This window comes from Streptomyces sp. NPDC002104 (assembly GCF_053593795.1).
Genome location: NZ_JBSFDF010000029.1, coordinates 45,100 through 58,343, shown reverse-complemented (window position 1 = coordinate 58,343; position 13,244 = coordinate 45,100). Strand labels below are relative to the sequence as shown.

The following is a 13,244-nucleotide window of genomic DNA, read 5'->3' as shown; positions in this document are numbered from 1 at the left end:
CGTATGTCCGTCATGAGGCCCGCCCCATGGCGATGGCCACCGCCTGGCCTTCCAGGCCGCGGGCGAGGGCCAGTGCGCTGTCGGGCCGCGTTTCGCGCGGGGTGAGCGGTACGTAGTCCAGGTCGCACTCGTCGGCCTGGTTGCGCAGGTTCTGGGTGGCGGGGACGACGCCGGAGTTCAGGGCGAGCGCGGTGACGGCCGCGTTCAGTGCCCCGGCTCCGCCGACCAGGTGACCGGTCTGCGGTTTGACGCTGCTGATCTGCGCCGCCTTGGCGGACGTGCCGAGCGCGTCGTGCAGGGCGAGGGTCTCGCTGGCGTCGCCCTGGACGGTGGCGCAGCCGTGCGCGGCGATGTAGCCGCCGTCGTGGAAGACGCCGCCCGCGTCGTCCAGCGCGCGGACGATGGCCCGGGACAGGCCGCGGGCCCTGGCCTGCGGGCTGGGCGGGCGGACGCAGTCGTTGCCCGCGCCGTAGCCGGTGACCTCGGCGTAGCAGTGGGCGCCGCGCGCCAGGGCGTGTTCGCGCTCCTCCAGGACGAGGAGGGCGGCGCCCTCGCCGAACACGGAGCCGCTGCGGTCCCGGTCGAAGGGCCGGAAGGCCTCCTGGCCGAGGTCGGTGCGGGTGGACAGCACGCCGAGGCCGTCCATCTTGGACATGGCCCACCAGCCGGTGGCGTCGTCGTACCCGCCCGCGAGCACGATGTCGGCCTCGCCGCGGCGCACGGTGCGCATGCCGCGGCCGATGGCCATGGCGCCGGCGTCGGCGGTGCCCGCGAAGTAGGCGTTGGCGCCGCGGATGCCGTACTTCTCGGAGATGTGGAAGCCGGCCGCGGGCTGCAGCCCCTCGACGAAGAACAGCGGGGCGATCACCGAGGAGGCGGTCTGGCCCAGCTTGTACAGGTCGGGGGTGCCGTCCTCGGCGCGGACCGCCTGGAGCTGGGCGATCAGCTCGTCCATGCGGGGCATTTCCTTGTTGCTGCCGAGGAACAGCCCGGTGCGCTGGCCGAGGTCGCTCTCGCCGTCCAGGCCGGCGTCGCGCAGTGCCAGGGTGGCGCCCGCCAGGGCCAGCTGGTCGCCGCGGCACAGCATGCGCAGGGTGCGCCGGCCGGCCCATTGCCGGGGGTCGAAGTCGGGGATCTCGGCGCCGATGCCGGTGCGCAGCGGCGCCGGGTCGTAGGCGCGCAGCGGGCCGATCCCGCTGCGGCCTTCGAGGAGGTTCTCCCAGGTGGGTGCGGCGCCTTGGCCGATCGCGGTCATCAGACCGATGCCGGTCACCATCACGCGCCGCCTGTCGTCGCTCATGCTGTGCCCTCCCTGGGCTTCTCGGCGCTCACCAGGGCGAGGAGGCGAGCGGCGGCAACCACACGGCCCTCGACGCGGGCGGTGGTCCGTACATCGGTCGTCTGCTGCGTGCGGCCCGTCACCTCGACGGTGATCTCGACCTGGTCGCCGGGGGCCACGAAGTGCTTCCAGCGCACGCCCCGTACGGAGGCGAGCCGCCATCCGGCCGGGTCGCCGCCCGCCACGGCCTTGGCCAGGTCGGCCATGCTCTCCAGGAGCAGTACGCCCGGGAGGATGGGGTGGCGGGGGAAGTGGTGGTCGAAGACGGGCAGGGTGGCGGGGATGTTGCGTACGGCGACCGCCCGTTCGCCGGGGACGAGCTCGACGAGCCGGTCGAAGCCGTGGGGGACCTCGGGCGGCGTGGTCGCGGTGGCCGGGGGGCCCGCCTGCGTCGCGGTGCTCACGCCTCCTCCTGCGGGGCGCCTATGACGATGCTGGTGTTGCTGCCGCCGAACGCGAAGGCGTTGATGAGGACTCCCGACACCGGCATGGGGCGCGCGGTGTGCGGTACGTAGTCCAGGTCGAGGCCGCGGTCGGGCCGGTCGAGGTTGAGGGTGGGCGGTACCAGGGAGTGCTGCATCGCGTTGACGGCCGCGAGCACGCCGAGTCCGAGGCTGGCCGAGGTCAGGTGTCCGGCCATGGACTTGGGGGCGCTGACCACGATCCGCTGGGCCTCGGCGCCGAACACCTTCTTGATGGCGGTGGTCTCGGACTGGTCGTTGCCGTGGGTGCTGGTGCCGTGCGCCACGACGTAGTCGATGCCTTCGGTGCCCAGGCCGGATTCGGCGATGGCACCCTCCATGGCCTGGATGGCTCCGGAGCCGTCCGGCGGGGAGTCGGTGATGCGGTAGGCGTTGAGGGTGGAGCTGTAGCCGAGGACCTCGGCGAGGATGGTGGCGCCGCGTTCGCGGGCCGCGTCCATGTCCTCCAGGATGACGGCGACGGCCCCCTCGCCGACCACGAAGCCGCTGCGGTCCGCGTCGAAGGGGCGCGAGGCGTGCTCGGGGTCGTCGTTGTACTGGTCCGTCAGGGCTCCCAGGAGGCTGAAGCCGAGCAGGTCGAGCCAGGTCGTCAGCGAGTCGTAGCCGCCGGCGATCATCAGCTTCGCGTCGCCCTCCTGAATGGCGCGGTACGCCTCCCCGATGGCGTGCCCGGATCCGGCGCAGGCGGTGCTGATGCCCAGCATCGGGCCGGTGCCGCCGACCATCCGGGCCATGGCGGCCAGGGGCACGTTCTGGTCGTCGGTCAGGGTGAGGGCGGGGGGCTGGCAGATGAAGGCGTCCGCCTGGCCGGTGGTGGCCCGCAGGTGCCCGATGTCGAGCAGCGCCTGGAGCTCGGGCCGGCCGACGCTGGCCCCCATGGCGACGCCGCGCTCGTCGGCGGCGTACACCTCCTCGGAGAGCTCGTCGACCCCGGCGGAGCGCACCGCCTCCCAGGCGGCCGCGACGCCGAACTGGCCGACGCGCGAGAGGTGCTTGCGCCCGACCTTGGCCGGGATGGCGGCCGCCGCGTCGAAGTCCTTGACCTGTGCGGCGATGCGCACCGGGAATCCGGAGGCGTCGAAGGTGGTCAGCCGCCCCACTCCGCTGCGGCCGGTGGCCAGGCCTTCCCAGGTGCTGTCCGCATCGTTCCCGAGGGGGGTGACCGCCCCGACTCCGGTGATGGCTACGCGCTTCATCCGACCGGTCCTCCGCCCTGCAGCTGTCGCGCCATGCGCGCCGTGTTCGCCGGGTCGTCGAGACGCTCGGCGTCGATGAGCGCGCACATGATGCCGCTCGCTTCCAGGACGGTCTCGCCGTCCACCGTGACGGTGCCGTCCAGGATCGCGGCGTCGTCGTTCATCGATTCGATCCTGGCCTCCATGCGGAGCACCTCACCGGGAACCACCGGACGGTGGGCGGTGGCCTCGCCGACCGCGAGCAGTGCCGCGCGCAGCTTGTGGTCGGTGCTGAGCATGATCAGCCAGGTGGCCGACTGGCACAGGGCCTCCAGGGCGAGGCCGAAGGGCAGTGCCGGGCCGTCGGCCGTGGTCTGCCAGTGGTCCTCGCCGACGGTGGTGACCTTGCGGGCGGTGATGCGCTCGCGGGGGGTCCAGGTCTCGATCCGGTCGATCAGATGGAATCGCATGGTCGTCTCTTCGTCTCCTGGTCTCTTCCGTTCCCTCCGGTCCGTTACGGGCGGCCGATGCCGAGCTGGGCGGAGAATCCGCCGTCGACGGTGAGCAGTTCGCCGGTGGTGTAGCCGGAGTCCGGGCCGGCCAGGAACACGGCGGCGGCGGCGACCTGCTCGACGGTGGCGAAGCGGCGCAGCGGGATCTGCCGCTTGATGCTCTTGCCGCCGTCGCGCTGGAGCACCTCGCCCACCAGTTCGGTCGGGGTGAAGCCGGCGAGGACCGCGTTGACCCGTACGCCGAACCGCGCGAGTTCGATCGCGGCGGAGCGGGTGAAGGAGTTCAGGGCGCCCTTGGAGGCGGAGTAGTTGGACTGTCCGATCCAGCCGCGCTCGCCCATGGCGGAGGAGATGTTGACGACGGTGGCGTCGCCCTGGGCCATGAAGTGCTCCATGACGGCGTGCGTGCAGTGGTACGCCCCGCCGAAGTTGACCTTCATGACGTTCAGCCAGGCGTCCGGCGCGGAATCGTAGATCAGGCCGTCGTCGCTGGTGCCCGCGTTGTTGACCAGTACGTTCAGGGAGCCCAGCTGACGGATCGCCTCGGCGACCAGTTCCGCGGCCTCGGCGGGGTCGGAGACGTCGGCGCCGATCGCCACGGCCCGGCCGCCCGCCGCCTCGATCTCCTTGACGACCGCCAGGGCGTCCTCCCGGCGTGAGCGGTAGTTGACTGCGACGGCCGCCCCCTGTTCGGCCAGGGCCAGGGCGATGGCCCGGCCGATGCCCCGCGAGGCACCGGTGACCAGGGCGGTGCGGTCCTTCAGCTTCATCTGTCTCTTCCCGTTTCTGCTACGAGGTGGGCGTCCTGGCTGCTGCGGCCGTCGGGCGCCCTGCGGGCCCCGGCGCCACCCCGCATCCGCCCGGCCCGTCGGTGGGGGCCGGGCGGACGCGGGAGGGCATGTCAGGCGGCGGCGGCCGCGTGGGCGCGCTCGGTCAGCAGATCGGTGAGGTTCTGCACGGTGAACAGGCCGAGGACGCCTTCGGCGGTCAGCGGCTCCGCGAGCTGGTTGCGGTCGAACTGCGGCAGGACCTTCTCCAGGTGGGTCAGGCCGGTGTCGTTGACGACCTCGTTCTCGTCGCCGAACTCCTCGTCCGGGATGCCGCCCTGGAGCAGGTTGGCGATGTCGGCCACGGTGATCTTCACCTTGGTGGCGCGCTCCAGCCGGAAGAGGATGTCGAGCAGGTCGATGGACTCGGCACCCAGCGCCCCGAGGAGGGTCGCGTCGGGAACGGCCTCGGCCTCGTCGATGCCGAGGGCGTCGGCTATGGCGGCCTGGACCGCGGGGAGGTAGTCGGTCGACAGGGTGGTCAGGGTTTCGGGCACCGTTTGCTGCCTTTCAAGTGGATTCTCGCGGAGGGGAGGAAAGAACGTGGGGTGGAGACGGGAGGACGGAGGGACGGGCGGGCCTGCGCGGCGTACGCGGCTAGGCGGCGGCCGCGGCGACGGCGGACTCCGGGCGCAGGTCGCGCAGCAGGGTGCTGACGCGGCGCTCGTCGTTGGTGCTGCGCACCAGGGCGCCGGGCACGCAGCGGTTGGCGAAGCCGCTGAGGACGCGGCCGGGGCCGACCTCGAGGTAGCCGCCCACGCCGTGCACCGAGGCGGCCGCCAGTACGTCGACCCAGCGCACGGGGCCGGCGAGCTGGCGCCGGAGCAGGTCGCGGGCGTGCGCCCCGTCCCGTACCGCGGCGCCGGTCACCGAGCTGATGACGAGCAGCCGGGGCGCGGAGAAGGGTGTGCGCTCCAGTTCGGCGGTGAACTCGTCCTCGACCGCCTTCATCAGCGAACAGTGGAAGGGCGCGGAGACCTTCAGCGGCACGGCCCGTTCGGCTCCCGCCTCCAGGGCGAGCCGGCTCACTTCGGCGACCGCCGCGCTCTGGCCGGAGATCACCGTCTGGCCGGCCTCGTTGTAGTTGGCGACCTCCACCACGCCGAGCGGTGCGGCCGCCGCGCAGAGCTGCTCGATCCGCTCGGGAGCCAGCCCCATGACCGCAGTCATCGCCCCGGACACCCGGCGCGAGACTCCGGCCATGAGCTCGCCGCGGCGGCGTACGAGGCGCAGCGCGTCGCCCGCTTCGAGGACGCCGGCGGCGATCAGGGCCGTGTACTCGCCGAGGCTGTGCCCGGCGACGGCGCCGGGCCGGAAACCGGTCTCCTCGCGCAGGACCTCGTACACCGCCAGGCTGGTGGCGACGATGGCGGGCTGGGCGATCTCGGTCGGTGCGAGGTCCGCGTCGGGGGCCGTGGTGCACAGTTCCGTCAGGGGCAGTCCCGTGGCCTCCTCCGCCCGGGCCAGGACGCGTCCGACCGTGCGGGGGTGTTCGCGCAGGAGGTGTCCGGCCATGCCCGCGCGCTGCGAGCCCTGACCGGGAAACATCGTGAAGAGATTGTCGATCATCCCCGTTCCTACCTCACTGAGTTGTGGGTGACAGGTCGCCGAGCGGTCGGTCCGCCGGTCCGCTCGGTCCGTTGGACCCGGGCCGTCGGTGACCGGTTCTCGACCCCGTGAAATCTGGCAGCACGCTCTGGCGCATTCCTCGAATGCGCCTCGATTCATTCGGCGGGCGTGACGGCCCGGCCGGGGGCCTTGGCCCAGCGGGTGCCGTAGGCGACCTGGCCCTGTTCCGCGGCGGCGAAGGCCTTGGTGTTCCAGTTCTTGCGCATGAAGGCCTCCCGGGCCTTGATGAGCAGCGGGTTCTCCACGGAGCCCATCTGCCCGATGCGCCAGGCGATGCGCTGCAGGGGCGCCGTGCGCTCGCGGCGCTCGCTCTCGTAGCCGCGCAGTGCCGAGACCGGGTCGCTTCCGGCCCGTTCCAGGTGCTCGGCCAGGACCAGGGCGTCCTCCAGGGCCTGGCAGGCGCCCTGGCCGATGTTGAAGGTGATGGGGTGGGCGGCGTCCCCGAGCAGGGTGACGCGGCCCTTGCCCCAGTGGCGTTCGGGCTTGCGGCCCTCGACGTCGCCGCGCAGGATCCACTCCTCGGGGGTGGCGCGCAGGATGTCCGCGACCGGGCCGCCCCAGCCCGCGTGGCGGCGCAGCAGCATGTCCCGTACGCCGGGCTCGTCGCGGCCGCCGGGCGCTCCGTTGGCCACGCTCATCCAGTGCACCAGGCCGGGTGCGACGTCGTAGTAGGTGAAGCGGGTGCCCGGCCCGAACATGGCGTTGAAGGTGCCGGCCGGGATGTCGGCGTGTTCCATGGGGGCCCGGCCGCGCCAGGCGATGTAGCCGCTGAAGCGGTTCTTGGCGGGGCCGAACATGGCGTCGCGCACGGCTCCGTGGATGCCGTCGGCGCCGATCAGCAGGTCGCCGCGCTCGCTGCCGCCGTCGGCGAAGCGGACGGTGACGCCCTCGGCGTCCTGGTCGAAGCCGATCACCTGGGCGCCGGTGCGGACCACGGGGCCCTCCAGCGCGTCGCGCAGGATGCCGTGCAGCACGGAGCGTTCGACGGCGATGGTGGGCTGTCCGTACCGGGTGACGAAGTCGCCCACCGGCCAGGCGCCGAGCACCTCGCCGCGCCAGGTGCTGAAGTGCGCCGTCTGCTGGGCGGGGGCGGTCTCCAGGACCTTCTCGGCCAGGCCGAGGTGATCCAGGGCGAGTACGCCGTTGGTCCAGATGTGCAGGCCCGCGCCGCCGTCGCGCAGTTCCCGGGCCCGCTCGAAGACGACGACCTCGAAGCCCTTGCGCTGGAGGGCGAGGGCTGCGGCGAGGCCGCCGATCCCTCCGCCGGCGATGAGTACGCGACGGGGACGTCGTCCTATGGCCATGTCTAGCTCTCCTCAAGGCTGTCCGGGCGGCCGGGCCGCTCCCATCGGGTACGAATCCCTGACGGACTCCGGTAGTTGTCAACGCTAGCATTACGAGCGCCGATGTTGATAGTGTCGGCAGGACATCTAGCATCGCTATATCCCCCGTGGCGCGACGGCCACGCGGCAACCGGCAGAACGACAGAGGTGGTTGTGATGGAAGCGCTCCTGCTCACGCTGGCCGTGGTGGCCACCATGGCCAACGCGGTGGTCTACGGAACCGACGTGTTCTCGGCACTCGTCCAGCGGCCGGCCATGGCCCACGTCGACGACGCGGCCCTGACCAGTGCCATGGGACAGATCCACCGCTTCGGCGACAGCCGGATGCCCATCCCGGGCGTCTTCGGCCTGGTGGCCACGGTCGGCACCGCGGCCGTGGCCGGATTCGAGGGCAAGACCACCCCGTCCGTGGCCTCGGGCGTGGCCGCCGTGGCCCTGGTGGTGTGGCTGGCCATCTACAACAAGGTGAGCGCGCCGGTGAACAAGGAGCTGACCGGAGCGGCGCTGGACTGCCGCGTCGCGCCCGACGCCCGTGGCCTGCAGCGCACCTGGGACAGCGTCATCAACGTACGGGTCCTGCTCCAGGCGGTGGCGCTCGGCGGGATGTGCGTAGCCCTCGCGGCCTCCTGAGCCGGGAACCGCCCGACTCCCCGGAAAACCCACGCGTCCCGGGGCTCCGAAGGGGACCCGCCGCCCGGCGGGTCCCCTTCGGCATGCGCCCCGCCGCCGGGACGCGGCTGTGCGGGAGCCTGGGAGGGGTGGCCGGTTTTCGTGCTTTTCGCCAAGGCTGATGGTCCGTCCGTTTGGGAGAGACTGCCGGTCAGAGGGCCCCGGCCGCCGCGTTCGAGGGCGGGCTCCGGGCCCTCTCGCACAGTGGAGAACCAACGGGGAGGACGGCACGATGAGTGCACAGGAGCAGTACGACGAGATCGGTGAGGCCTACGAGGGCTTCAAGGCCCTTCCGCTGGAGCAGTGGGCGATCGTGCCCGGGTTCCTGGCCCTGGTCGGGGACGTGACGGGCAAGTCGGTGCTCGACGTGGCCTCCGGCACCGGCTTCTACAGCCGGGAGCTCAAGCGGCGCGGCGCGTCCGAGGTGCTCGGGATCGACATCTCCGGCGAGCTGGTCTCCGTGGCCCGGGCGATCGAGGAGCGCGATCCCCTGGGCATTCGGTACGAGGTGGGCGACGCGGCCGAGCTGCGGTCCTTCGAGGAGCCCTTCGACGTCGGGCTGGCCGTCCAGCTCCTCAACTACGCCTCGGACATCGCCACCACGGAGCGGATGTGCCGCAACATCCACCGGAGCCTGAAGCCCGGCGCCGAGCTCTTCCTGATCAACCAGTCGCCCGACTACCGGTTCGACGGGCCGACGCCGGAGAAGTACGGCTTCCGTACCGAACTCACCGGTGAGGAGGTCGAGACCGGGTTCACGGTGCGCACCACGGCGCTGCTCGACCCGCCGGTCTCCTTCGTCGCGAACTTCCCGCGCCGCGAGGTCTACGAGGCCGCCCTGAAGGCGGCCGGATTCAGCGGGCTCACCTGGATCCCGGTGACGGTGTCGGAGGCCGGGGTGCGGGAGTTCGGTGCGGAGCACTGGGCGAACCTCGCCGACAACCCCCCGTTGGAGATGCTGCGCTGCGTCGCCTGACGGCGCGGCCTGCGCGGTGAGGCGTGACGCGGTGACGCGGTGACGCGGTGACGCGGTGACGCGGTGACGGCCCGGCCCCGGTGGTTTCCGGGGCCGGGCCGTCGGTGGTGCACCGCGCACCGGCTCAGGCGAACAGGTCGGCCAGGAGCTCGGGTCCCAGGGGGATCGGGGCGGGGCGGTACGCGGGGGGCCGGGTGCCGTGGAGCTCGCGGACCAGGAAGTCCCAGCAGCGCTTGCGCACGTAGGCCAGGTGGTCGATGAAGGTGTGGTCGGCGCCGGGGACGAGGAGCAGTTCGAAGTCCTTGCCGGCCGCGACGAGGCGGTCCGCGAGCCGCAGGGTGTGGGCCGGGTGGACCTGGTCGTCCATCTCCCCGTGCACGAGGAGCAGCCGGCCCGCGAGCCGGTCCGCGAGGTCCAGGCTGGACGTACGGGCCCAGGCCCGCGGGTCGTCCGCGCCGTCGTAGGACTCCACGAAGCCGAGGTTGAAGCAGCGGGCGTCGTGCGAGCCGGACATGGCCACTCCCGCGGTGAAGACCTCCGGGTGGTCGAGCATCGCCCGGGCCGCGGCGAACCCGCCTCCGGAGTGGCCGAAGGCGCCCACCCGGTCCAGGTCCATCCACGGCCGGGTGGCGGCCAGTTGGCGCAGCGCCGCCACGTGGTCGTCGAGCCCGCCAGCGTCGGACAGCCGGCCCTGCGAGGCGTCGTGGAAGGCCTTGCCGCGGCCCGGGGTGCCGCGCCCGTCCACGGCGATCACCACGAATCCGAGGGCCGCGAGGGGTTCGGCGTCGAGGCCGAGGCCGCCGGGGTCGAAGCCCGGGGCGACGCGGTTGACCTGCGGGCCGGGGTAGAGGGTGTCGATGACCGGGTAGCGCCGGGCGGGGTCGAAGTCCCGCGGCCGGTAGAGGACTCCGTAGATGTCGCTCCCGCCGTCGGCCGCCTTGACGCGGAACCGTTCCGGCGCGGTCCAGCCGGTCGCGGTGAGCCTGCTGATGTCGGCGCGCTCCAGCTCGGCCAGGACCCGGCCGGTCCAGTCGAGGACGCGGGTGACGGGCGGGGTGTCGACGGTGGACGCGGAGTCGAGGAAGTAGTCCTGGGCGGGGGACGTGATGACGGTGTGGTCCTGGTCGTCCGGGGTGATCCGGGTGAAGCCCGTACCGTCGAAGGAGGCGCTGCACACCGTACGCCGGTACGGATCCTCCTCGACCAGGCCGGAGGCGGTGAAGTACACCGTCCGCGCGGCCTCGTCCACGTGCAGGATCTGCCGGACCTCCCACGGACCGGAGGTGACCTGTCCGAGCAGGGCGCCGGTGTGCAGGTCGTAGCGGTACAGGTGGCCGTGGCCGTCGCGCTGCGAGTACCAGAGCACCTCGTCGGCCAGGACCCGGACGATCGGCGCCTCGAACGCCCAGGGGTTGGGCTCCACGCGGGTGGGGCCGCTCTCGGCGAGCACCGTGGTGACCTCCCCGGTGGCCGGGTCGAGCCGGTGCAGGGTGAGGGTGCGCAGGTCGCGGGGGCGGGCCAGGTAGTGGACGGCCGAGCCGTCCTGGGCCCACCACGCCCACCGGGCCGTGATCGGGGAGAGCTGCGGCATGAGCAGCGGCTCGGCCTGCGCGCGGACCACGGCGCCCCGGGCGAGGTCCAGTACGACGAGTTCGGCGCGCGGGACGTGCTCGTCGCCCGGGTAGGCGTAGCGCTGGGCGCGGGTGAGGGGCGGGCCGCCGTCGGCGGGGGCGGCCTGCACCAGGTGGGTGAGGCGGACTTCGCGCTCGTCGGTGCGGTGCGCCAGCACCTTCGTCCCGTCGGGCGACCAGGCCACGGCGGGCGGCAGGTGCGGGAGGCCTATCTTTCCGAGCAGCGTGGCGTTGGCCGTGCAGTCGGGGCCGGCGCCGTAGGCGTGGCCGGGTGCGCCGTCGGTGGTCAGGGCCCAGGTGCGGCCGTCGGACAGCGAGCGCGCCCACAGGTCGTGGCCCTGGCGGTACACGGCGGTCTTCCCGTCGGGTGAGGTCACCTCCAGCGGGCTGCCGGGCGGGGCGGACCGGGCCTCGGCCCGCTCGCAGGTGTAGCCGTCGCCGTCCGGTGCGCAGCGCCAGTGCTCGCCGAAGGCGTCGAACTCCACGGCGCCGCCCGCCGGTTCGATCGCCGCGAACGGCAGCGCCTCGGGATCGACCGCCTCCCCGGAGGCGGCGGCCAGGGCGGCGGCGAGCCGGGGGTGGTCGAAGGCCGGCTCACGGGTGCCGGCCGCCGGGTCGACCAGGACGAACCGCCGGCCGGCGCCCGTGTGCACCGCGTACCAGAACCGGGCACCGGCGCCGGCGCCGGTCCACTGGGGCCTGACCTTGTCGCCGGTGACGAGCTCGCCGGGGCGCACGGGGCGGTGCAGGAGCCGCTCCGCGGCCTGGTACTGCTCGGTGGTGCTCATTGCGGTGCTCCCTTGACGGTGCGGGTGGCGGTGCGGGTGGCGGTGCGGGTTCGGACGGGGTGGTGGGCCGGCGCCGATCCGGTGGTGGGCCGGCGGTGGTGCGGTGGTGGTGCGGTGGTGGGCCGGCGCCGGTCCAGTGGTGGTGCTGCGGTGGGCCGGCGCCGGTGCGGCGGTGGGCACGCGGCTCAGAGGCTGCGGGCCGTGATGTCGCCGTAGGAGGTGGTCGCGCGGATGTCCAGCCGGGCGGCCGCGTCCCCGGTGTTCTTCAGCGCGTTGTGGATCCGGCCGTAGGAGGTGCCCGCGTCCAGGGAGGCGGAGACGCCGGCGGCGGCGCCGACCGAGATCCCGCCGGACTCGGTGCGCAGCACGACCGTGCCCTGCACGGCCTCGGCGATGGTGATGTCGCCCCGCTGGGTGCTGATGTCCGCGGGGCCGTCCAGGCGGCCGACCGCGATGTCGCCGTCCTGCACGGTGAGGCGGGCGCTCGCGGTCTCGTCGAGCTTGACCGAGGCCTGCGCGCCCTCGAAGGCGATGTCGCCGAGCCGTCCGACGCCCCGGAGTTCGGCGGCGGCCGCCTTCGCCTCGACGCGGGAGCCGGCGGGAAGCTGGACGGTGACCTCGATGGATCCGGCGCCGCCGAGGATCCGGTTCTTCGGCTCGGGGACCTCGATGCGCAGGACCCCGTCGGCGTAGGCGACGGTCGTCTGCTCCGCCGTCTTCACGTCGCGGCCCTTGGAGGCGTCCGCGGGCAGGACCTCGACCGTGGTGTCGGCCCGGTCGGCGGCGATGAGGCGGATGCGGCCGGCGGGGATGTCGAGGACGGCGGCGATCGGGGCGGTGGTGGCGAACTTCTGCATGGTTTCTCTCCTGCGTTTCCGTGGTGGTGCCGGTTGTTTCCGACAACGGAAAAGCTACGTTGCATTCCAATACCCCGCAACAGACTCGTTGCACAGAACTTCCATCACTGCAGGTCAGAGACCGCATTTCGTTGCAATGATGATGAATTCAATGCAACGGAGCCTATCCATCCGTTGCAATGAGCTGCGAGTGAAAGCTATGCTGGGGATCATCACGGACCTACGGAGGGAGATCACGGTGCCGGGAGGCAGACTCACCCAGCAGGAGCGCCAGCAGATCGCGCTGGGGCTGGCCGACGGCCTGGCCTACGCGGAGATCGCCCGGCGGCTGGACCGGCCGACCTCGACGGTCACCCGCGAGGTGATGCGCAACGGCGGCCCCGCCTCCTACCGCTCCGACCTGGCCCACCGCGCCACCGAACGCCGCGCCCACCGGAGCCGGCAGGCCGCACCGCGGGGTCCGGCCTCCCCGCAGGCCGACGGGCGCGATGCGGAGGCCGTGCGCGCGTACGAGGAGACGTTCGCCGGCATCTTCATGCAGTCGGGCCTGTCCCGGATGACGGCCCGCGTCCTCGCCGCGCTCTACACGACGGACGCGGGCAGTCTCACCGCCGCCGAACTCGTCCGGCGCCTCCAGGTCAGCCCGGCGACCGTCTCCAAGGCCATCACCTTCCTCGAAGGCCAGTCCCTGGTCCGGCGCGAGCCCGGCGAGGGCCGCCGCGAGCGCTACGTCGTCGACGACGACGTCTGGTACCAGGGCATGATCGCCAGCGCCCGCGCCCACACCCTGCTCGTGGAGACGGCCCGCCAGGGCGTCGGCGTCCTCGGCCCGGGCACCCCGGCCGCCACCCGCCTCGAGAACATCGCGCGCTTCGTCGACTTCGTGAGCGAGGGCATAACCCGCGCCGCGGAACAGGCCCGCGAGGTCCTCCACACGAAGCCCGCCCCCCGGCCCCCGGAGGACACCGACTGAGGTCACGCGGGCCCCTTTGTTCCTCCCCTGCACGGCGCGTGGG

General features: G+C 72.9%; 13 protein-coding genes. 3 read left to right on the top strand and 10 right to left on the bottom strand.

Annotated features, from left to right (window positions below):
* Positions 1–10: 10 nt before the first annotated feature.
* The 8 genes from ACWCP2_RS23600 to ACWCP2_RS23565 all read right to left on the bottom strand — a co-directional run bounded on the left by ACWCP2_RS23600 (position 11) and on the right by ACWCP2_RS23565 (position 7,268).
* A complete protein-coding gene (locus ACWCP2_RS23600; protein ID WP_450910552.1) occupies positions 11–1,300 on the bottom strand; it encodes a beta-ketoacyl-[acyl-carrier-protein] synthase family protein in 1,290 nt (429 codons plus the stop codon).
* Positions 1,297–1,743, bottom strand: a complete 447-nt coding sequence (locus tag ACWCP2_RS23595) for a 3-hydroxyacyl-ACP dehydratase FabZ family protein (protein WP_450910551.1) — start codon at positions 1,741–1,743, stop codon at positions 1,297–1,299. Before ACWCP2_RS23595 ends, ACWCP2_RS23600 begins: the two co-directional genes overlap by 4 nt.
* Positions 1,740–3,017, bottom strand: a complete 1,278-nt coding sequence (locus ACWCP2_RS23590) for a beta-ketoacyl-[acyl-carrier-protein] synthase family protein (RefSeq protein WP_450910550.1) — start codon at positions 3,015–3,017, stop codon at positions 1,740–1,742. The genes ACWCP2_RS23595 and ACWCP2_RS23590 overlap by 4 nt, the downstream gene beginning before the upstream one ends.
* Positions 3,014–3,466 carry a 3-hydroxylacyl-ACP dehydratase gene (locus ACWCP2_RS23585; protein ID WP_450910549.1) on the bottom strand — a complete coding sequence of 151 codons (453 nt, stop codon included), beginning with the start codon at positions 3,464–3,466 and terminating at the stop codon, positions 3,014–3,016. Before ACWCP2_RS23585 ends, ACWCP2_RS23590 begins: the two co-directional genes overlap by 4 nt.
* A 44-nt stretch (positions 3,467–3,510) precedes the next feature.
* Complete coding sequence (locus tag ACWCP2_RS23580; RefSeq protein ID WP_266914467.1) at positions 3,511–4,278, bottom strand: SDR family NAD(P)-dependent oxidoreductase; 768 nt, start codon at positions 4,276–4,278, stop codon at positions 3,511–3,513.
* A gap of 131 nt (positions 4,279–4,409) precedes the next feature.
* On the bottom strand, positions 4,410–4,832 hold the full coding sequence (locus ACWCP2_RS23575; RefSeq protein WP_250745298.1) for an acyl carrier protein: 423 nt from the start codon (positions 4,830–4,832) through the stop codon (positions 4,410–4,412).
* Positions 4,833–4,932: 100 nt separating this feature from the next.
* On the bottom strand, positions 4,933–5,904 hold the full coding sequence (gene fabD / locus ACWCP2_RS23570; protein WP_450910548.1) for an ACP S-malonyltransferase: 972 nt from the start codon (positions 5,902–5,904) through the stop codon (positions 4,933–4,935).
* A 155-nt stretch (positions 5,905–6,059) separates the two neighbouring features.
* Positions 6,060–7,268, bottom strand: a complete 1,209-nt coding sequence (locus ACWCP2_RS23565) for an FAD-dependent monooxygenase (RefSeq protein ID WP_450910547.1) — start codon at positions 7,266–7,268, stop codon at positions 6,060–6,062.
* A 195-nt stretch (positions 7,269–7,463) separates the two neighbouring features.
* On the opposite strand from ACWCP2_RS23565, the gene ACWCP2_RS23560 reads away from it, so the two are divergent.
* Both ACWCP2_RS23560 and ACWCP2_RS23555 read left to right on the top strand, forming a co-directional pair.
* Positions 7,464–7,937, top strand: coding sequence for a DUF1772 domain-containing protein (locus tag ACWCP2_RS23560; RefSeq protein ID WP_375955133.1), 474 nt, complete (start codon positions 7,464–7,466; stop codon positions 7,935–7,937).
* A gap of 271 nt (positions 7,938–8,208) precedes the next feature.
* Positions 8,209–8,952 carry a class I SAM-dependent methyltransferase gene (locus ACWCP2_RS23555; RefSeq protein WP_450910546.1) on the top strand — a complete coding sequence of 248 codons (744 nt, stop codon included), beginning with the start codon at positions 8,209–8,211 and terminating at the stop codon, positions 8,950–8,952.
* A gap of 124 nt (positions 8,953–9,076) precedes the next feature.
* Here the strand turns inward: ACWCP2_RS23555 and ACWCP2_RS23550 are convergent, their stop codons facing one another.
* Together ACWCP2_RS23550 and ACWCP2_RS23545 are read right to left on the bottom strand one after the other, a co-directional pair.
* The gene (locus ACWCP2_RS23550; RefSeq protein WP_450910545.1) at positions 9,077–11,371 is read right to left on the bottom strand and encodes a DPP IV N-terminal domain-containing protein; all 2,295 of its coding nucleotides are present in this window, start codon (positions 11,369–11,371) and stop codon (positions 9,077–9,079) included.
* A 185-nt stretch (positions 11,372–11,556) separates the two neighbouring features.
* Positions 11,557–12,228, bottom strand: coding sequence for a DUF4097 family beta strand repeat-containing protein (locus tag ACWCP2_RS23545; protein WP_450910544.1), 672 nt, complete (start codon positions 12,226–12,228; stop codon positions 11,557–11,559).
* A gap of 238 nt (positions 12,229–12,466) precedes the next feature.
* Between ACWCP2_RS23545 and ACWCP2_RS23540 the strand changes: the two genes are divergently transcribed.
* Positions 12,467–13,201, top strand: a complete 735-nt coding sequence (locus tag ACWCP2_RS23540) for a helix-turn-helix domain-containing protein (RefSeq protein ID WP_450910543.1) — start codon at positions 12,467–12,469, stop codon at positions 13,199–13,201.
* Positions 13,202–13,244: the final 43 nt, after the last annotated feature.

Coding starts and splice junctions, on each gene's coding strand:
- ACWCP2_RS23555 (WP_450910546.1), top strand. CDS start 8,209: ATGAGTGCACAGGAGCAGTACGACGAGATCGGTGAGGCCTACGAGGGC.
- ACWCP2_RS23545 (WP_450910544.1), bottom strand. CDS start 12,228: ATGCAGAAGTTCGCCACCACCGCCCCGATCGCCGCCGTCCTCGACATC.
- ACWCP2_RS23585 (WP_450910549.1), bottom strand. CDS start 3,466: ATGCGATTCCATCTGATCGACCGGATCGAGACCTGGACCCCCCGCGAG.
- ACWCP2_RS23580 (WP_266914467.1), bottom strand. CDS start 4,278: ATGAAGCTGAAGGACCGCACCGCCCTGGTCACCGGTGCCTCGCGGGGC.
- ACWCP2_RS23560 (WP_375955133.1), top strand. CDS start 7,464: ATGGAAGCGCTCCTGCTCACGCTGGCCGTGGTGGCCACCATGGCCAAC.
- ACWCP2_RS23600 (WP_450910552.1), bottom strand. CDS start 1,300: ATGAGCGACGACAGGCGGCGCGTGATGGTGACCGGCATCGGTCTGATG.
- ACWCP2_RS23550 (WP_450910545.1), bottom strand. CDS start 11,371: ATGAGCACCACCGAGCAGTACCAGGCCGCGGAGCGGCTCCTGCACCGC.
- fabD (WP_450910548.1), bottom strand. CDS start 5,904: ATGATCGACAATCTCTTCACGATGTTTCCCGGTCAGGGCTCGCAGCGC.
- ACWCP2_RS23590 (WP_450910550.1), bottom strand. CDS start 3,017: ATGAAGCGCGTAGCCATCACCGGAGTCGGGGCGGTCACCCCCCTCGGG.
- ACWCP2_RS23565 (WP_450910547.1), bottom strand. CDS start 7,268: ATGGCCATAGGACGACGTCCCCGTCGCGTACTCATCGCCGGCGGAGGG.